Source organism: Paraburkholderia monticola (assembly GCF_001580545.1).
Lineage (GTDB): Bacteria > Pseudomonadota > Gammaproteobacteria > Burkholderiales > Burkholderiaceae > Paraburkholderia > Paraburkholderia monticola.
Window position 1 is genome coordinate 80,838 of record NZ_LRBG01000001.1, and the last position, 18,046, is coordinate 98,883.

An 18,046-nucleotide genomic window follows, 5' to 3' on the forward strand; every position below is an offset into this window, starting at 1 on the left:
TTGCGCAGCCGTTCCGATCAGCGACGTCGCGCGCTCGCGCGAAACTAATGAAGCCAATTCTTACATCACTATTGCGCGGGCCGTCTGGTTGGTCTATAATCTTTTCTTCGACGGACGCGGGGTGGAGCAGTCTGGCAGCTCGTCGGGCTCATAACCCGAAGGTCGTAGGTTCAAATCCTACCCCCGCAACCAAAACGAAATCATTGAAGGGTTACAACGCATTGGCGTGTAACCCTTTTTTGTTTTTGTCGCCTCGAATACCTGCACTCCAGGGGCAACCGCATACTCACGCCAGCCTCAAACGAAAAAAAACGCGTCAGGTGAATGACGCGCCAAGACTACGAGGCAATGTACAAGAGAGAAAGATGATTGCAGTGGATGCAGGGGCTTCCATCGCAACTATCAGCACCGATGCTATCAGCGGATCCGAAAGGCCACTGTCAAGCAATGTCAGACGCGACGGCGCTCGCCGCATTGAACGTCTTATCGCGCAGCCTCCGGAGGCGCCTCAGTAATCCCCCGCCCCGGTGATAAACTCCTATCACCCTTTCTCGTCCCCCTTCCAATGAAATTCTGTTCTGTCTGCGGCCACGGCGTCAGTCTGAGCATTCCGCCGGGCGACAATCGCGAGCGCTTCGTATGCGGCAGTTGCGGCACCGTGCATTATCAGAATCCGCGTAACGTGGTCGGCACCGTTCCCGTGTGGGACGACAAGGTGCTGCTGTGCCGTCGCGCGATCGAACCACGCTATGGTTACTGGACCCTGCCGGCCGGCTTCATGGAAATGGGAGAGACGACGGCCGAGGCGGCTTCGCGCGAAACGCTCGAGGAAGCCGGCGCGCGCGTCGAGGTGCAGAACCTGTTTTCGCTGCTGAACGTGCCGCACGTGCATCAGGTGCATCTGTTCTACATGGCGCGACTGCTCGATCTCGATGTCGCCGCCGGCGAGGAAAGCCTCGAAGTCAAGCTCTTCGAGGAGCACGAGATTCCGTGGGACGAGATCGCGTTCCCGACCGTCGGCCAGACGCTGCGCTTTTTTTTCGCCGACCGCGCGGCCGGCAGTTTCGGCCTGCATACCGGCGACATCTTCCGCTCGCTGCGCGAAGGTTGAGCGGCGCGCATGGTTCCCTGGCTCGGCGCTGACGATCCGTTTCCGCCCGTCGAACGCGCGCTCGGCGCCGCGAGCGGCGCGCCGGGTCTGCTCGCGGCAAGCGGCGATCTGTTGCCCTCGCGCCTCATCGACGCTTACCAGCGCGGCATTTTCCCGTGGTATTCGGACGGCCAGCCGGTGTTGTGGTGGAGTCCCGATCCGCGCATGATCCTGCGCCCGGCCGAGTTCAAGCTGTCGCCGTCGCTGCGCAAAACGCTCAAGCGCGTGTTGCGCGACGACGCGTGGGAAATCCGCGTCGATCAGGACTTTGCCGCGGTGATGCGCGCCTGCGCACAAGCGCCGCGACGCGGCCAGCGCGGCACATGGATCACCGCCGACGTCGTCGAAGCCTACTCCTCGCTACACCGCCTCGGTAACGCGCACAGCATCGAAACATGGTTCGAGGGCAGGCGCGTAGGCGGTTTGTATGGTGTGTCGCTCGGGCGGATGTTCTTCGGCGAATCGATGTACACCGACGTCACCGACGGCTCGAAAATGGCGCTGGCCGCGCTGGTCGGCCACTTGCGACGTCACGAAATAGAAATGATAGACTGCCAGCAGAATACGTCACATCTGGCGTCGCTCGGCGGCCGCGAGATAGCGCGCAAGGCGTTCGTCGCGCATGTCCGCGCGTCTGTCGGCGCACCGGCGATCCCGTGGCGGTTCGACAAGACCGCCCTGCTCGAAATCGTCACGCGAGCGGCGTAGGAAAAATCAGGCCGAATCCGGGTCCGCCGCCAATCGAATCGCGGCATCAACCGCCAGGTGCGCCGGATTTGCAATACAGAGACGCTTCGAGAGCTGCCAACGTGACTCATCCCAACGAGCTGCCTCTTTCTCCGCTTTCCGCGCTGCAATTTTATGCAACGGCGCCCTATCCCTGCAGTTACCTGGACGGCCGCATCGCGCGCTCGCAGGTCGCCACCCCCAGTCACCTGATCAATTCGGACGTCTACACGGACCTCGTCAAGGCGGGCTTCCGGCGCTCGGGCGTGTTCACGTACCGCCCGTATTGCGACGGCTGCCGCGCGTGTGTGCCGGTGCGCGTGCCGGTCGAGCGTTTCCAGCCGAACCGCACGCAGCGGCGGGTCTGGAAAAAGCACGGCGATCTGATCGCGACCGTGGCACCGCTGCACTACGACGAGGAACATTACGCGCTGTATATGCGCTACCAGTCGGCGCGCCACGCGGGCGGCGGCATGGATCGCGACAGCCGCGACCAGTACGAGCAGTTCCTGTTGCAAAGCCGGATCAACTCGCGGCTCGTCGAGTTTCGCGAGCCGTCGCCGAAGCGACCCGAAATGCGACCCGATGGGCGGCTAGACACACGCCCCGACCCGCAGGGCGCGCTGCGCATGATCAGCATGATCGACATTCTCGGCGATGGATTGTCCTCGGTGTACACGTTCTTCGAGCCGGATCTGCCGCACGCGAGCTTCGGCACCTATAACATCTTGTGGCAGATCGAGCAGGCGCGCAGTCTGAACCTGCCCTACGTGTATCTCGGCTACTGGATTCGCGAAAGCCCGAAAATGGCGTACAAGGCGAATTTCCGGCCGCTCGAAGGTTTGATCGATGGCGAATGGCGCGTGCTCGATCCGGCCAGCATCGAGTTGCCGCCCGTCGATTTCGCCATGCATGGGCGACGCGGACCGCTGCGGCCGTAGTCGATACCTGGCGTCGGGTCGCGGCTGTCGCCAGCCAAGCCCTGGCAGTCTCATCGAAGCCCAAAGCCGGTAAAATAGCGGGTTCCCATTTTTCCGGCCGTCCGGCCTCATCCCGTGCTCAGTTCCCTTTATCCGCTCATTCGCGCCCAACTCTTTCGCATGGACGCGGAAGACGCTCACCATCTGACCTTGCGCATGCTCGGCGCCGCCGGCCGCACCGGCCTCGCCGGCGCGCTCGCGGCGCGCGTGCCGGATTCGCCGCGCACCGTGATGGGCCTGACGTTCCGCAACCCGGTCGGACTCGCGGCGGGTCTCGATAAGGACGGCGCCTGCATCGACGGTCTGGCGGCACTCGGCTTCGGCTTCATCGAAGTGGGCACCGTGACGCCGCGCGCGCAGCCGGGCAATCCGCGCCCGCGCATGTTCCGCCTGCCGCAGGCGAACGCGGTGATCAACCGGATGGGCTTCAACAACGCCGGCGTCGACCAGTTCGTGAAGAACGTGCAGGCCGCGCGCTATCGCGGCATCCTCGGCCTGAACATCGGCAAGAACGCCGACACGCCGATCGAGCGCGCCGCCGAAGACTACCTGTACTGCCTCGAACGCGTGTACCCGTTCGCGAGCTACGTGACGGTCAACATTTCGTCGCCGAATACGAAGAACCTGCGTCAGCTGCAAGGCGCCGACGAACTCGACGCCCTGCTCGCCGCGCTGAAGGACAAGCAGCAACGGCTCGCCGACATGCACGGCAAGCTCGTGCCGCTCGCGCTGAAGATCGCGCCTGACCTCGACGACGAGCAGATCAAATCGATCGCGGACACCTTGCTGCGGCACCGCTTCGAAGGCGTGATCGCGACCAACACGACGCTCTCGCGCACCGCCGTCACCGGCATGCAGCACGGCGACGAAGCCGGCGGCCTGTCGGGCAAGCCGGTGTTCGACGCGTCGAACGAGGTGATCCGCAAGCTGCGCGCCGAAGTCGGCGAGACGGTGCCGATCATCGGCGTCGGCGGCATCTTCTCGGGCGACGATGCGCGCGCGAAGCTCGCGGCCGGGGCGTCACTGGTGCAGCTTTATACTGGTTTCATCTACCGCGGTCCGGCGCTCGTCGCCGAATGCGCGCAGGCACTGCGCCAGGGATCCGCGTGACTCGCGCATATAGACATAAACAAACGATATTTAGGTTGCGATAGTCCCGTTTGTTATGCTCTCGACCGTCAAAACGCCAGACGTATAAAGGAACACGATGAAATTTGGCCTGCTGAAGAAGCTCCTCGCCACCGCGCTGATCGGCGCGTCGCTGACCGCCGTCACCGCGCACGCGGCCGACCTGCTCGACCAGGTCAAGCAGCGCGGCACGCTGCGCATCGGTCTCGAAGGTACCTTCCCGCCGTTCAACTCGAAAGCGCCGTCGGGCGAGCTGGTCGGCTATGACGTCGACATCGCCAAGGCGGTCGCGGCCAAGCTCGGCGTGAAGCCGGAGTTCGTCACGACCGAGTGGAGCGGCATCATCGCCGGTCTGCAGGCGGGCAAGTTCGACGTGATCGTCAATCAGGTCGGCATCACCGACGCGCGCAAGCAGACGCTCGACTTCTCGCCGGCGTACACGTACTCGGCCGCGCAGCTGATCCAGCGCAAGGACGACACCCGCCAGTTCACCACGCTCGAAGAGCTGAAAGGCAAGAAGCTCGGCGTCGGTCTCGGCACGAACTACATGGACATGGCCAAGGCGGTCCCCGGCATCGACGTGAAGACCTACCCGGGCGCGCCCGAATACCTGCGTGATCTGGCCGCCGGCCGGCTCGACGCGGCGTTGAACGACCGCCTGATGCTCGCGTACCTGCTGAAGAACTCGAACCTGCCGCTGCGCACCGGCGCGAACGTCGGCCCGGGCAACCCGTCGGGCATTCCGTTCAAAAAGGGCAACCCGGAGTTCGCGAAAGCGATCGACGACGCGATGACCCAGCTCGAAGCCGACGGCACCTTCACGAAGATCTCGGAGAAGTGGTTCGGCATCGACGTGAGCAAGCCGATCAAGTAACACGCTTGGAGTGAAGCGAAGGGCGGCATCGTGATGCGATGCCGCCCTTCGCTTTTTTGCGGCACGCCGTCGACATTCGCCTCGCACCGCGCGTCAGGTATACCCCAAGCCGCATCGCGCGAACCGCGCCTGATCGCGCGCCAAAGTTTATGATGTGCGCTTTCTGCGCCAATAAGAACACCGCCCATGTCCATCACTTCCCTGCTGCTCCAATCGCTGCCGGTGCTCATACAGGGCGCCTTGCTGACGATCAAGTTCGCGATCCTGTCGATGATCTTCGGCCTGATCGGCGGCGCCGTGCTCGCGCTGATGGGCATCAGCCACAACCGTGCGCTGAACTGGATCGCGCGCGTCTATGTGAGCGTGATGCGCGGCACCCCGCTGCTCGTGCAGATCTTCGTGATTTACTACGGTCTGCCGAGCTTCGGCATTTCGCTCGATCCGACGCCGGCCGGCGTGATCGCATTGTCGGCGAACGTTGCCGCGTATCTGTCGGAGAGCATGCGCGGCGCGATTCTGGGCATCCACCAGGGTCAGTGGCTCGCCGCGTACAGCCTCGGCCTGTCGCGACGTCAGACGCTGCGCTACGTTATCGCGCCGCAGGCGCTGCGCATCGCGGTGCCGAGCCTGTCGAACAGCCTGATCAGCCTGATCAAGGACACCTCTCTCGTCTCGGTGATCACGGTGACCGAGCTGCTGCGCAGCGCGCAGGAGATGATCGCGTCGACCTATCAGCCGCTGCCGCTCTATCTCGCGGCCGCGGCCGTGTACTGGGTGCTGTGCCAGGTGCTCGAATGGGCGCAGCGCTGGTACGAGCGGCGTCTGTCGCTGCCGACGCGGCACTGAGCGCTACCCCCCGTCATTCAGCTCACTCTCCGGCAAACCTGAGACCGAGCGCCGCGCGCGCCGCGTCGGCCATCGCGATCATCTGGCGCGAGGTGTCGTGCGGCATCAGCGGACTCTCCAGCCGACCCGCGCGAATCAGCTCGCAGAAGTGCGCGGTCTCGTAGTTCAATCCCCCACCTTCGAACGGCTCATCGAGTTCGACGACGCGACCGTCCGCATAACGGATCGTCGCGCGCGACGGATTCCACCACGGTTCGTGCAGCGTCACGTGACCGCCTTTGGCCATCAGCAGCGCATCGCCCTTGCCATGCAGATCGAGCCCGCAGAATAGCTGCGCGATGCCGCCGCCTTCGTGCTGGCTGTTCAGACTCGCGAACGTATCGACGCCGGTCGTGCCGAGCCGGCCGAAGGTCTGCACGTCGCGGGGGGCGCCGAGCCAGTCCACTGCGAGAAACATCTCGTAGATGCCGATATCGAGCAACGCGCCGCCCGCATGCTCAAACGACAGCGACGGATGATCGGCCGGCACGGCCGGCACCGAGCAGCCCGCGCGCACGAGGCCCACCTCGCCGATCGGCGCGGCCGCGAGTTGCTCGCGCAACTTTCTGTAGAGCGGATAGAACGGCGGCTTCATCGCTTCCATGAACAGCCGTTGCGAAGCGCGCGCGACCGCGAGCACGCGTTCGAGTTGCGGAAGATTGATGCAGGCGGGTTTTTCGCACAGCACGTGCAGGCCGGCTTGCAACGCGGCGATCGCGTAGTCGGCGTGGCTGTCCTGGAGCGTCGCGATGTACAGCGCGTCGATACCGCTCGCGAGCAGCGCGTCGAAACTCTCGCACACGGTCCCGCCGAATTCGTCGGCGAACGCCTGCGCCGGCTCCACGCGACGCGACCACAGCGCGGCGAGCCGCGCATGCGGTACGTGGCCCAGCCCTTGTGCGAAGCGGCGCGCAATCCGGCCAGTGCCGACGATCCCCCAGCGGATCTCGCGCGATGAGGGGATGTGCTTCGCTGCCTGTTGGGTCGGTGGGGTCGGTTGGACGGTGGCTGCCTGCGGTGCCGCTTTCGTATCTGTCATCGTCTGTGCAAAGGTCCATGCGGTTCGAAGAGCCGCTATTGTCGCGCATGCCGAACATGCATGCGGCGAACCTGGCCACCACGAACCGCGCGGCACGCTTGCCGCGTACCGACCTTCGACAGCCGCCCCGCCGCCCTCGCGGGCGGACGCTCACCGATACCGGGATGCCGCGCTCACACCCGCGCCGGCGGCTCCGCGGAAAACCGGCCGCCGATCTCCTCGGCGCTGTAATCGATCATCGCGAGCGAGGCGATCTCGGCCTCCTTCGGATCGCGCCGCTCGATCGCCTCGACGACGCGCTGATGCGACGCGATCGCGTTCTCCCACAACCCGTCCCGGTCGCGCACGATCGGATTGACGGTCGACAGCGCGCCGCGAATGATCGCCGCCATCTGCTTGAAGAATTGATTGCCGCTCGCGATCACGATGCGGGTATGGAACAGTTCGTCGGCTTCCTGATAACCGGCCTCGCCCGGACGGATCACGCGAAACGCCTCGAACGCCTCGCGAATCGCCGCGACATCGGCGGCGCTGCCGCGCGCGGCCGCCTGCGCCGAGGCGCGCGGTTCGATCAGGATGCGGAACTCGATGACGTCACGCAGAAACATCGGATCGGGCTTGGCGCGAAAACGCCAGTTGACGACGTCCTCGTCGATCATGCGCCAGTCGCTCATCGGCCGGATGCGCGTGCCGATCTTCGGCCGCACGTCGAGCATGTCGCGCGCGAGCAGCATCGATAGCGCCTCGCGCATCACGGTGCGGCTCACGTCGAATTCCTTCGACAGCACATCCTGCGGCGGCAGTATCGCGCCGTACTTCTCCTCGACGATGCCGCTGACGAGCCCATCCATGACTTTGCTCACCAGCGAGCGATCCTTGTTTGCCTGTTCCATGAGATATCCCCGAAGCGGTGTTGACCCCGCGTAGCCTGTTAATTGAAAGGCCCGAACGTATCGTTTTTATGCAAATCGGATCGTTATCCGATACGTTGCTAGCTTCGAAACGGATGCGCCAGTTGGGACACTTCCTGACAGGGTTATCCCTCTGAAGATTTGTTTCGTTCGTGTAACGCGGTCTGTTTCGCCAGGCTCCAAAGCTTGCTTGTCGAAGCGTGCCTGTGTTGTGGGGTTTATTTAGTGCGAATACGCACGTTGCGAGACGAAATTGTCTGATTTGCACGGACGTGGTCAGACGCCTGCGTGCTCAAGCGAACAAATCTGGCATCAGACGCAAGGAATGGAGGCGGGTCGCGAAGCGTCCCGGCACGTGGTGCAAGCGCCGCTCGTCGAATGACGATCGCGGCGCGCCGCCTGATCGCAGGGCTTATCGGTCTGAACTGCCGTGGCGCGCGTCGGCGCTCCCCTCGTCGCGGCCATATTGATCGTCGAAGCGCACGATGTCGTCTTCGCCGAGATAGCCGCCCGACTGCACCTCGATGATCTCCAGCGGCGTCTTGCCCGGATTTTCGAGCCGATGCGTGACGCCGAGCGCAATGAAGGTCGACTGATTCTCCGACAGCAGGAAGCGCTCGTCGCCTCGCGTGACGAGCGCGGTGCCGCGTACCACGATCCAGTGCTCGGCGCGATGATGATGCATCTGCAACGACAGCCGCCCGCCCGGCTTCACGACGACGTGCTTCACCTGAAAGCGCTCGCCGCGATCGAGCGAATCATAAAAGCCCCACGGCCGCCCGACCTTGCGATGCTCGTCGGCCTCGCTGTCGCGCTGCGCCTTCAACCGTCCGACGATCGCCTTCACGTCCTGCACGCGATCCTTCGCGGCGACCAGCACGGCGTCGGCGGTCTCGACCACCACCATCCCGCTCACGCCGACGCATGCGACGAGCCGGCCGTCCGAATGCGCGAAGCTGTTGCGTGAACCGTCGAACACCACGCGGCCGCGCGCGACGTTGCCGTCGCCGTCCTTGCTCGAGGCGTCCCACACCGAGTCCCACGCGCCGACCTCCGACCAGCCCGCCTCGAGCGGCACCGTCACGCCGGCGAGTCGCGCGTCGTGTCCGATGCGCTCCATCACCGCGTAGTCGACCGAGTCGGCCGGACAGGCGGCGAACGCGTCGCGCGCGAGATGCAGTGCGCCGGCGGCGTCGATGCTCGCGCCCGCGAACGCGTCCTGGCAGGCCGCCGCGATCAGCGGACTGCACAGACCGATCGCATCGAGCCACACCGACGCGCGCACCACGAACATGCCGCTGTTCCACCAGTACTCGCCCGATGCGAAGTAGCGCTCGGCCAGCTCGGCATCGGGCTTCTCGACGAAGCGCTCGATCGCCCGCGCGCCCTGGTTGCCCACGGCCGCGGCGGTGCGGATATAGCCATAACCGGTCGCCGCGCGCTGCGGCGGCACGCCGAGCGTGACGATCGCGCCGCGCGAAGCATGCGCGAGCGCCTCGTTGAGCGCCGCGCCGAACGCCGCGTGATCGGAAATCAGATGATCGGCGGGCAGCGCGACGAGGATCGGATCGTCTCCGGCCGCGGCCGACGCGCGCGCGGCGAGCGCCGCGACGGTCAGCGCCGGCGCGGTGTTGCGTGCCACCGGTTCGAGCAGCATGCGCACCGGCTTGCGGTACTGCTCGACGCGCTCGAGCGTGGGCAGTCGTAACTCCTCGCAGCACACCACCAACGGTACAGCGGGGGGCCTGGTGCGCGCCGCGTCGTGCGCGGCCGAGTCGAACGCGTCGTCGAGCCGGCGCAGCGTCGCTTCGAGCAACGATTCGTCGCCCATCAGCCCGATCAGCTGCTTCGGATTGCGTTCGCGCGACAGCGGCCACAGCCGCGTACCGGAGCCGCCCGCGAGAATCACCGGTTGCACGCTCAGCTCGTGAAGCGCGACGGTGGACCCGGTGTGCGGTGCTAGCGGATTACCTGGCTCTACTATCTGATTCATTTTTATCCGATCCTGTGTGGTCCAGGCCCTGGACGCGCGCTATGCCTCTCCGAACGGACGCAACGCGCGTGCGCTGCGATGTTCGTCATGCTCCGGGTGCGGTCTGTGGAGTTCGCCGTCGTGCGCCGCGCTCTCGTGGTGACGCAGCTTCGTGAAGCCGCCGCGACAGACGTTCTCGACGTAGGACATGATGTTCTCCTGCGCGACCGACGACACGATCCCGTGATCGGTGTGCTTGCAGAAGGCCACGTGAATGCGCGTGAAGCGCGCGAGCCGCGTGCCGCGCGCGCCGAAGTAGCGCTCGAGCTCCTCGACGCCCTCGTCCAGCACGCCGAACACCAGATGCGTGTCAACGCCTCGCGCATCGAGCTCGGCGAACAGATGCCGCTCCTCGCGCGTGCCGATCTCGATGCCGCACAGTTGCTCGATCCGGTCCGCCAGCGTTGCACCGCTGCGCGCGAGCGCTCGCACCACCAGCTCGCGCACGACGCCCCAGCCGCCCGTCTCGCCCTTGAACACGCGCAGCCATTTACCCGGCTGTTTCATCGAGCGCATGTAGTTGCGCGTCGAACCGAACGCGGACACCGGGATCATCGGCTTGCCGTGTTCGTCACAGACGTTATGCCATCGGAACTTCTGCACGTTGACGATGACCGCGCCCACTACCGAGGGTTCGCGCGTCGCCGCATGCAGACCGGCGTACCCGCCCGAGCAGATGCCGAGCAGCACCGCGCCCGCATGGCCGCGCGCGGCGAGCCAGCGCGACGCGCAAGCGGCATCGGCCGCGCACGACTTCGAGTACAGCGCGTCGAGGCTGACCGTATCGCACGACGGCATGCTGTCGCCGACGCCACCCACGTCGATGCGCAGCGACGCGATCCCCTGACGCGCGAGGCGCCGCGCGAAACGCACGGCGAAGTGCCCATTGCCGATTCGCGACACCGCGCCGGTATTGAGCAGCAGCACCGCCGGCGCGCTCGCCGCCGCGGCGCCGTCGGGTCGGCAGTAGATGCCGAACACCGTGCCGTCGTTGATCCACACCGGCGTTTCGTGCAACCGCGGAGCGACATAATGGCCGCCCGCCGGTTCTTCGCCTCGCTGTGGTACCGGCTTCGCGGTTCGCGGAGGTTGACCCGTGCCCGCCACGAGCCAGTTCTCGATCGACTCGAACGCGGCGTGCGGAATTTCGCTCTGAAGCGCCTCCATCATGAAGCGGCCGTATTCGTTGAACGATTGACGCTCCACCTCGACGCCGTGTTCCGTGTAATGGGCGGCCAGCGCATCGACGCGCGCGGGGTCGAGCGAATCGAGCAGCAGCACGCGCGCGGCCGGCCGCGTCGTGTCTCGCAACAGATCGACCGGGCGCAGACCATCGAGCGTGTCGCGATACATGCGGAAACCATAGGCTTCGGTGAATTCACCGGTATCGGGCTCGACCACGCAATCCATCGCCTCCGGCAACTTCAGCCATTGCCGGTAGTGCGCGCGCAATTCGCGCTGGTAGTTCTTGCCCGACAGCACCGGCGCCATCAGCACGAGACCGTGCACGTCACCGAGTTCCTGCGCGGCCAGCGCGGCGAGCATGCCACCAAGCCGCAGACCGCAGACGCTGACACGCTTGACGCCGGTCATCGCGCGCAACTGCGCGACCGCCTGCTTGACGCTATCGATCCACGCGCGCCACAGGCCGAGGTCGGTCGGATCGCCGGCTGAATCGCCGGTGGCCGGATAGTCGAAGCGCAGCACCGGCATGCCGCGCGCGGCAAGGTGCTCGGCGAGCCGGCGCATGCCGCGATAGGTGCACAGAGAGTCAAAACCAAACGGGGAACACATCACAACGCCATCATGGCCGTTGGCTGAATGCAACCAGCCGAATTTGCCGTCGAAGACGATGGGTCTCACGGTCCACTCCTTACGAGTTTTTTCCTTTCGATTATTACAGTCCTGGTGTTCTCGCCCGTATGTGCGTCCTGCCGCATTGTTCTGGACTACGATTCAGTCCGCGGCTTGTGTGTATTGGCTAATGGGCTTAGATGCAGTGCAGCACGCCCTTGTAATGACTTTTAATATTTAACTCCGTCTTGATCGACCCTATCTGTACGGCCACCCACACAGTCACGCGGCCCCCCAGGGCAAGATGTAAGACCTGCGGCGCGTTGATGCCGCCGCCCATGTCCTCGCGCAGATACCTCTGCCCCTGCAACAGCGCCGACGCGCAAAATCACCCGATTTGCTCGCCCCTCCCCGGCCGGACACTGGAACATGGAACGAAGCATCGTCAGGAACATCTTCATCAACTTTGTCGGCGCCGTCGCGCCGACCTTCGTTTCGCTCGTGACGGTGCCCGCCTACATTCATCTGCTGGGTGCCGAACGCTACGGGGTGATCAACCTGGTGTGGGCGTTGATCGGCTACTTCAGCGTGCTCGATCTGGGCACCAGTCTGGCGACGGAAAACCAGATCGCCAAGGCGCGCGCGGCCAACGACGATTCGATCGAGCCGATTTTCTGGAGCGCGTGCTTCATGAATCTCGGCACCGGCATCATCGGCGGAGCGCTGATCTATGTCGGCACCATCGTCTACATCACGTACGGCGTCAAAATCGAGCCGACGTTCCAGCGCGAAGTGATGGCGAGCCTGCCGTGGATCGCAGTGGCCGTGCCGATCGCGAACGTCACCTGGGTATTCGCGGGCGCGATCGTCGGCGTCGAGCGCTTCGCGAGCTACAACATCAATCAGACGCTCGGCACCGCGCTGTTCCAGTTGCTGCCGATCGCGGCCATCTTCTGCTTCTCTCCTTCGCTGGCGGTCGTGATTCCGGCCGCCGTGCTCGCGCGCTTCATCGGCGCAGCGATGCTCGGCGTGGCCGCGATTCGCTCGCTCGGCATTCGCCACCTGCGAATGCCGCAATGGCACCTGATGATCGGGCTGTTCCGTCAGGGCCGCTGGTTGCTGATGTTCTCGGGCGCCAACATGATTGCGTCGACGCTCGACCGCGTGTTGGTCGGCAGCCTGCTTGGCGCGCGCTACGTCACTTACTACGCGACGCCGCAAAACCTGATCACCCGCTTGAACCTGCTGCCGATCGCGATCGTGCGCACGCTGTTTCCGCGTCTGTCGGCGGCCTCGCGCGAGGATGCCAATGCGCTCGCGCACAACGCGCTCGCGTTTCTCAATGGGGCATTCACGCCGTGCGTGATCGGCGCGCTGTTCGCCCTGAAACCGTTCCTGCTGCTGTGGCTCGGCCCGCAACTGGCCGCCTCGGCGCCGGTCGCGAGCGTGCTGATCCTCGGCGTGTGGCTCAGCGGCCAGTCGCTGATCCTCGGCGGCCTGTTGCAGGCGCAAACCCATCCGGTGGCGGTGGCGAGTATCAGCTGGCTGCAGTTGCCGTTCTTCGCCGGCGCGCTGTGGTGCGGCATCCACTGGTTCGGCATCATGGGCGCGGGGGTCGTCGTCGTGCTGAAGGCGCTGTTCGATTACTCAGTATTGCTAGCGTTCTCACGGCTGCATGCATGGACCATCGTGCGCAACATGCTCGCTCATCTGGCGTTTCTGCTCGTCGCGCTGGCGCTCGCGAACTCGATCGACTCGTTGCTGCTGGCGATCGTCGCCGCGCTCGTCTTGAGCGCGGCGAACTTCGGGATGTCGTTGCGTGGCTCTAGCGAACTGCGCGCCGCGCTCCATAAGCTCTGGCTGCGTCTGGTGCCGTCGTCCGGTCAGGCGCGAGGTTGAGCCCCCGCCCACGTGGCATCACAACAGCTCGAACGTATCGACGAACGATACGCCCTCACGCTCGCGGCGCCGCGGACCGAAACGCGCCTGAGCGCCACGCACCTGACGCGTGAGACCGATGAAAGGCACCCCGTGTTCGAGATAGGGCCCCTCCGTCTTGCGAAAGCCGAATTGCTCATAGAAGCCACGCAATTCGAGCGGTGCGCTCACGCGCGTGGCACGGCCCGGCCAGCGTTCGGCGATCGCATCGAGCACGCGCTCGATCAGCATCTCTGCCGTGCCGTCGCCGCGCCGCAGCGGGCTCGTCAGCACCTTGTCGATGGTGACTTCCGGATCTTCGGAATCGCCGGGCTGCACCCGCGCATAGGCGAGGACCGGCATCGGCCGCGCCATGTCCTCGACCGCGAACACGTGCAGGGCCTGCTCGTCGCGACCATCCGCGTCGAGGCACACATGCGACTGCTCGACGACGAATACCGCGCTGCGCGCACGCAGCACGACATACAACTCACGTGCAGATAGCTGATCGAACTCCAGCGTTTTCCAGTTCATTACGCCCCCGGTGGTCAGGAACTTCGGCGGAACCGGCGATGCCTGGCGTGCGCGACGACAGGTCGATCCATGACGGTCCCTCGTCATGAGCTACACGGTACGTGCGCGAATCCTGCGCTTCCGTGCGGCATCGCACTGACGCTCGGCGTTGACAATTCTTAAATACGGGTCAATAAAAAGCGCAGACTCACCCATGTGCGTCCGGTATCGCAGTGGGCTTCACTGAGGCCTTCTGCATCACCGCACTGCAACACCGCGCATGCGCGCAGCGGTCATCGCACCGCCCGACCCTACACACGAAAATCAAGTGCCGGCGTTCCGTCCGACGTCGGCACCCATCGGCAGATCTTTCGACCCCAGGGGGGACCACTGCATGAAGACTGCATTGAGACGCATCCTTTCCGAATCCGCACGCCTGGACGTCCCGGTGGAGGGCCTCGCCGACGACGCTGACCTCTACGCCGCCGGACTCTCGTCGCTCGCGACCGTGCATCTGATGCTCGCAATGGAAGACGAATTCGACGTCGAAATTCCCGACCGTATGCTGACGCGCCGCCTGTTCTCCAGCATCGACTCGATGGCCGCCGCGATGACGGAGTTGCTGCGGGCCAAGGCGGCAGCATGACCGCGCCGCTGCGGGATCAGGCCGCCGCGGCGGCATCCGGGTCGGCCGCGAACCCGACGACCGGCGCACCGACCGGCGACGCTCCGGCCGCGGCCACCGTCCCCTTGACCGCGCTCGCGTCCGGCCCCGAATGGCGTGCTGCGGCGCAGCGTTGCGCCGCGATCGCAGCGCAGCATGCGGACGCCGTGGACCGCGAGGCACGCTTTCCGCTCGAAGCATTCGAGGCGCTCAAGGGCGAACGCCTGCTGTCGGCAATGGTGCCGGCCGAGTACGGCGGTGCGGGTTTGTCGCTTGCCGACATTGGCGCGATCTGCGAAACGCTCGCGCAGGGCTGCGGGTCGACTGCGATGATCTATGCGATGCATCAGATCCAGGTTGCCTGCATCGACTCCCATCGCGGCGCTTCGGCCTGGCAGGCGCACCTGCTAAGCCAGCTAGCCGAACAGCAATGGCTGCTCGCGTCGGCGACCTCGGAAGAGACGATCGGCGGCAACATGCGTACGAGCGCGTGCTCGGTCGAACTCGATGGTGCGCGCTTCCGGATCGAAAAGCTCGCACCGACGATCTCCTATGGCGCCCACGCCGACGGCATCCTCGTGACCGCGCGGCGCACCGCCGACGCGGCCGCGTCCGACCAGGTGCTGATCGTCGCGTTGCGCGCCGACACGCAGCTCGAGCGGCGCGGCGGCTGGGACGCGATGGGCATGCGCGGCACCTGCAGCGAGGGCTTCCGGCTCGTCGCGACGGGCCAGGCCGAACAGATCCTCGCGACGCCGTTCGCCGAGATCGCCGATCAGACCATGCTGCCGGTGTCGCACACGCTGTGGGCGTCGGTGTGGACCGGCATCGCGGCCGACGCGGTCAATCGCGCCAAGACATTCTTCCGCGCGCAGGCGCGCGCGACGCCGGGCACGATACCGCCGGCGGGTCTGCGGCTTGCCGAGGCGGTCGGCCTGCTGCAGATGATGCAGGCACGTCTGTCGGTCGCGCTCGACGCCGCGCGCGCCGCGCATCAGGCACGCGAAGGCGCAGCGCAAGCGGACGCGCCGCTAGCGGCGATGCTCGGTTTCGCGTCGGACATGAACACGCTGAAGACCAGCATCTCGACCACCGCGCTGCAGGTCGTGCAGGAGGTGCTGATGATCTGCGGCATGGCGGGCTACAAGAACGGCACGCCGTATAGCGTGGGCCGTCATTTGCGCGACCTGCACTCGGCGCCCTTGATGATCAATAACGACCGTATCGCGCAGAACACCGCGAGTCTGCTGCTCGCGCAACGACCTGCCGCGCCGGGGAGACCCTGAATGAAGCTGACGACCGATAGCGCCGCTGTCGCCGCGGCCGCCACCGCCGCCGAGATGGGTTCGTCGCTCACCTTGCGCGACGAGATGCTGGCCGCCGGCCTGCTGATCGATACCGGTGAAAACGGCCTGTATGGGCGTAGCCAGATTTTCGAGGACGTGATCGACCGGTTGAACGTGGCGATTACGCATCTCGGCAAAGATCAGCAGCCCGAGGTATTGCGCTTTCCGCCCGCGATGCGACGGACCGACTTCGAAGATAGCGAATATCTGAAGAGCTTTCCGAATCTCGCGGGCACCGTTCATTCGTTCTGCGGCGACGACATGGGCCACCACCGTCTGCTGCGCGCGCTCGACGATGCGCTTGCCGAGGGCGACGGCGAGCGCAGCGATGCATGGCTCGCGCAGCAGAAACCAACGCGGGTCGTGTTGACCCCGGCTGCCTGCTATCCGATCTATCCGGTGATGGCGCGGCGTGGTCCCCTTCCCGCCGAGGGCCGCACGATCGACGTGCTGTCGTACTGCTTCCGCCACGAGCCGTCGCTCGATCCGGGCCGCATGCAGATGTTCCGCCAGCGCGAATATGTGCGCCTCGGCAGTCCCGAGCAGGTGATGGCGTTCCGGCAGATGTGGATCGAACGCGGTTCGCTGCTCGTGAATCTGCTGCGCTTGCCTGTCGAAGTCGATCTCGCCAACGATCCGTTCTTCGGCCGCGGCGGCAAGATCGTCGCCGACAGTCAGCGCGCGCAAGCGCTCAAGTTCGAGTTGCTGATCCCGATCGCCGATCCGCGTGGCAAGACGGCCTGCCTGTCGTTCAACTATCACATGGACCACTTCGGCGCGATCTGGAAGATCGCCTGCGATGACGGCGCGACCGCGCATACGGGCTGCGTCGGCTTCGGCATGGAACGCATCACGCTCGCGCTGTTCCGTCATCATGGGCTCGACGTCAACGCGTGGCCCGATGACGTGCGCGCGCTGCTGTGGGGCGACACCGAAAGCCGCGTCGTGCATGCGCTGCAGGCCGGGCAAGCGACGCAATCGACGCAAACGGCAGGCGTTGCCGGGGAGCGCTCATGAATCGATCGCCGGCCTCGGTGCTTCCCAGCGTGCTCGCCAACTCATCCCTGCCGGGGCGCTCTGGCGCGCAGTTGCGCGAGCACGTATCGCACACACTGCATCAGGGCGAGCGCGTGTGGCAGGAGACCAATTGCTACGTCGACCTGTGGATTGAACTGCTGCACGGCTTCGGGCTCGATCCGCGCGCCGCGCTCGCGTTTACCGTCACGCAGGATTTCGAAGACGATCAGTTCACGTTCTTCAAGTTTCCGCTCGGCGATCTCGACCATCTGTACGGCACCCAGGTGCAGGAACTCGCGATCTATGACTCGCTCGAAGCACGCGTGCTCGCGCAGACGCTGCGCGGACACACCGTGCTCGTCGAAGTGGACGGCTACTACTTGCCCGATACGCGCGCGACCTCGTATCGCCGCGAGCATCCGAAGACCACGATCGGCATCGACTTCGTCGACACCGCCGCGCGCCGCATCGGTTATTTCCATAACACCGGCTATCACCAGCTCGAGGGCGAGGACTACGACGGCGTGTTTCGCAAGCTGCCGCATTTCGCCGCGCTACCCGATCTGCTGTTTCCGTACGTCGAGTTCGCCAAGCAGGCGCGGCCCGCGCTCGAAGGTACCGCGCTCGCGCAAGCGTCGGCACAATTGCTGCGCGCGCATCTGGAACGGCGTCCGTTGATCAATCCGATATCGCAATGGCGTGCCGCGTTTCCCGCGCATCTCGACACGCTGTTCGAACGCGACGAGGCGTACTTTCATTTGTACTCGTTCAATCTGATGCGGCAGCTCGGCGCGAACTTCGAGCTACTGTCGAAGTATCTGCTGTGGCTCTGCGCACAAGGCATCGAGATTGCGCCGACGATACCGGCCGCCGCGCAATGCATCGCGTCGGAGTCGATGGTGATGCAGTTCCGGCTCATTCGCGCGATCGCGCGAGGTCGTCGCGATCCATGCGAAGACTGCTTCGACGTGCTCGAAAGCGCTTACGAAAAAACGCTGCCGCCGCTAGCCGCTCTGCTGCGCTAAAGCGTTGATGCGTTGATGCGTTGATGCGTTGATGCACTGATCCGT

Annotated in this window: 16 protein-coding genes and 1 tRNA gene; 12 read left to right on the forward strand and 5 right to left on the reverse strand. The window is 65.1% G+C overall.

Features of this window, described 5'->3' with window-relative positions; translation table 11 throughout:
• Positions 1 to 115 precede the first annotated feature (115 nt).
• The 7 genes from CI15_RS00440 (at position 116) to CI15_RS00470 (ending at position 5,704) form a co-directional block, all read left to right on the forward strand.
• A tRNA-Met gene (locus tag CI15_RS00440) sits at positions 116 to 192 on the forward strand.
• A 373-nt stretch (positions 193 to 565) separates the two neighbouring features.
• The gene (locus CI15_RS00445; RefSeq protein ID WP_035494591.1) at positions 566 to 1,111 is read left to right on the forward strand and encodes an NUDIX hydrolase; all 546 of its coding nucleotides are present in this window, start codon (positions 566 to 568) and stop codon (positions 1,109 to 1,111) included.
• A gap of 9 nt (positions 1,112 to 1,120) precedes the next feature.
• A complete protein-coding gene (gene aat, locus CI15_RS00450) occupies positions 1,121 to 1,858 on the forward strand; it encodes a leucyl/phenylalanyl-tRNA--protein transferase (protein WP_062123084.1) in 738 nt (245 codons plus the stop codon).
• A 101-nt stretch (positions 1,859 to 1,959) separates the two neighbouring features.
• A complete protein-coding gene (locus CI15_RS00455) occupies positions 1,960 to 2,817 on the forward strand; it encodes an arginyltransferase (protein ID WP_062123086.1) in 858 nt (285 codons plus the stop codon).
• Positions 2,818 to 2,976: 159 nt separating this feature from the next.
• Positions 2,977 to 3,966 (forward strand): quinone-dependent dihydroorotate dehydrogenase, encoded by a 990-nt coding sequence (locus CI15_RS00460; protein ID WP_241495783.1) that lies wholly within the window; start codon positions 2,977 to 2,979, stop codon positions 3,964 to 3,966.
• 97 nt (positions 3,967 to 4,063) lie between these two features.
• On the forward strand, positions 4,064 to 4,858 hold the full coding sequence (locus CI15_RS00465) for a cystine ABC transporter substrate-binding protein (RefSeq protein ID WP_062123092.1): 795 nt from the start codon (positions 4,064 to 4,066) through the stop codon (positions 4,856 to 4,858).
• A 186-nt stretch (positions 4,859 to 5,044) separates the two neighbouring features.
• Positions 5,045 to 5,704 carry an amino acid ABC transporter permease gene (locus tag CI15_RS00470; RefSeq protein WP_062123095.1) on the forward strand — a complete coding sequence of 220 codons (660 nt, stop codon included), beginning with the start codon at positions 5,045 to 5,047 and terminating at the stop codon, positions 5,702 to 5,704.
• A 22-nt stretch (positions 5,705 to 5,726) separates the two neighbouring features.
• Here CI15_RS00470 and CI15_RS00475 read toward each other — a convergent pair whose 3' ends face one another.
• From CI15_RS00475 to CI15_RS00490, 4 genes are all read right to left on the reverse strand, one after another.
• Positions 5,727 to 6,782: a Gfo/Idh/MocA family protein gene (locus CI15_RS00475; RefSeq protein WP_062123098.1), complete on the reverse strand. Its 1,056-nt coding sequence runs from the start codon at positions 6,780 to 6,782 to the stop codon at positions 5,727 to 5,729.
• Between the two features lie 173 nt (positions 6,783 to 6,955).
• On the reverse strand, positions 6,956 to 7,675 hold the full coding sequence (locus CI15_RS00480; protein WP_062123100.1) for a FadR/GntR family transcriptional regulator: 720 nt from the start codon (positions 7,673 to 7,675) through the stop codon (positions 6,956 to 6,958).
• Positions 7,676 to 8,105: 430 nt separating this feature from the next.
• Positions 8,106 to 9,686, reverse strand: coding sequence for a mannose-1-phosphate guanylyltransferase/mannose-6-phosphate isomerase (locus CI15_RS00485; protein ID WP_062123103.1), 1,581 nt, complete (start codon positions 9,684 to 9,686; stop codon positions 8,106 to 8,108).
• 39 nt (positions 9,687 to 9,725) lie between these two features.
• Positions 9,726 to 11,588: an alpha/beta hydrolase family protein gene (locus CI15_RS00490; protein WP_062123106.1), complete on the reverse strand. Its 1,863-nt coding sequence runs from the start codon at positions 11,586 to 11,588 to the stop codon at positions 9,726 to 9,728.
• 360 nt (positions 11,589 to 11,948) lie between these two features.
• Between CI15_RS00490 and CI15_RS00495 the strand changes: the two genes are divergently transcribed.
• On the forward strand, positions 11,949 to 13,418 hold the full coding sequence (locus CI15_RS00495; RefSeq protein ID WP_062123108.1) for an oligosaccharide flippase family protein: 1,470 nt from the start codon (positions 11,949 to 11,951) through the stop codon (positions 13,416 to 13,418).
• An 18-nt stretch (positions 13,419 to 13,436) separates the two neighbouring features.
• Here the strand turns inward: CI15_RS00495 and CI15_RS00500 are convergent, their stop codons facing one another.
• A complete protein-coding gene (locus tag CI15_RS00500; RefSeq protein WP_062123111.1) occupies positions 13,437 to 13,970 on the reverse strand; it encodes a GNAT family N-acetyltransferase in 534 nt (177 codons plus the stop codon).
• A gap of 373 nt (positions 13,971 to 14,343) precedes the next feature.
• On the opposite strand from CI15_RS00500, the gene CI15_RS00505 reads away from it, so the two are divergent.
• From CI15_RS00505 to CI15_RS00520, 4 genes are read left to right on the forward strand one after another with little or no spacing between them, the layout of a single operon-like run.
• The gene (locus CI15_RS00505; protein WP_062123114.1) at positions 14,344 to 14,595 is read left to right on the forward strand and encodes an acyl carrier protein; all 252 of its coding nucleotides are present in this window, start codon (positions 14,344 to 14,346) and stop codon (positions 14,593 to 14,595) included.
• Positions 14,592 to 15,899 carry an acyl-CoA dehydrogenase family protein gene (locus tag CI15_RS00510; RefSeq protein WP_062123117.1) on the forward strand — a complete coding sequence of 436 codons (1,308 nt, stop codon included), beginning with the start codon at positions 14,592 to 14,594 and terminating at the stop codon, positions 15,897 to 15,899. The genes CI15_RS00505 and CI15_RS00510 overlap by 4 nt, the downstream gene beginning before the upstream one ends.
• A complete protein-coding gene (locus CI15_RS00515) occupies positions 15,900 to 16,976 on the forward strand; it encodes an amino acid--[acyl-carrier-protein] ligase (RefSeq protein ID WP_062123120.1) in 1,077 nt (358 codons plus the stop codon).
• Positions 16,973 to 18,001: a DUF1839 family protein gene (locus tag CI15_RS00520; RefSeq protein WP_062123123.1), complete on the forward strand. Its 1,029-nt coding sequence runs from the start codon at positions 16,973 to 16,975 to the stop codon at positions 17,999 to 18,001. The genes CI15_RS00515 and CI15_RS00520 overlap by 4 nt, the downstream gene beginning before the upstream one ends.
• The last annotated feature ends 45 nt before the right edge of the window (positions 18,002 to 18,046 follow it).

Excerpts from the sequence above, each read along its gene's own strand:
- CI15_RS00445 (WP_035494591.1), top strand. The coding sequence starts at position 566 with ATGAAATTCTGTTCTGTCTGCGGCCACGGCGTCAGTCTGAGCATTCCG.
- aat (WP_062123084.1), top strand. The coding sequence starts at position 1,121 with ATGGTTCCCTGGCTCGGCGCTGACGATCCGTTTCCGCCCGTCGAACGC.
- CI15_RS00460 (WP_241495783.1), top strand. The coding sequence starts at position 2,977 with ATGGACGCGGAAGACGCTCACCATCTGACCTTGCGCATGCTCGGCGCC.
- CI15_RS00465 (WP_062123092.1), top strand. The coding sequence starts at position 4,064 with ATGAAATTTGGCCTGCTGAAGAAGCTCCTCGCCACCGCGCTGATCGGC.
- CI15_RS00470 (WP_062123095.1), top strand. The coding sequence starts at position 5,045 with ATGTCCATCACTTCCCTGCTGCTCCAATCGCTGCCGGTGCTCATACAG.
- CI15_RS00475 (WP_062123098.1), bottom strand. The coding sequence starts at position 6,782 with ATGACAGATACGAAAGCGGCACCGCAGGCAGCCACCGTCCAACCGACC.
- CI15_RS00480 (WP_062123100.1), bottom strand. The coding sequence starts at position 7,675 with ATGGAACAGGCAAACAAGGATCGCTCGCTGGTGAGCAAAGTCATGGAT.
- CI15_RS00485 (WP_062123103.1), bottom strand. The coding sequence starts at position 9,686 with ATGAATCAGATAGTAGAGCCAGGTAATCCGCTAGCACCGCACACCGGG.
- CI15_RS00495 (WP_062123108.1), top strand. The coding sequence starts at position 11,949 with ATGGAACGAAGCATCGTCAGGAACATCTTCATCAACTTTGTCGGCGCC.
- CI15_RS00500 (WP_062123111.1), bottom strand. The coding sequence starts at position 13,970 with ATGAACTGGAAAACGCTGGAGTTCGATCAGCTATCTGCACGTGAGTTG.
- CI15_RS00505 (WP_062123114.1), top strand. The coding sequence starts at position 14,344 with ATGAAGACTGCATTGAGACGCATCCTTTCCGAATCCGCACGCCTGGAC.
- CI15_RS00510 (WP_062123117.1), top strand. The coding sequence starts at position 14,592 with ATGACCGCGCCGCTGCGGGATCAGGCCGCCGCGGCGGCATCCGGGTCG.
- CI15_RS00515 (WP_062123120.1), top strand. The coding sequence starts at position 15,900 with ATGAAGCTGACGACCGATAGCGCCGCTGTCGCCGCGGCCGCCACCGCC.
- CI15_RS00520 (WP_062123123.1), top strand. The coding sequence starts at position 16,973 with ATGAATCGATCGCCGGCCTCGGTGCTTCCCAGCGTGCTCGCCAACTCA.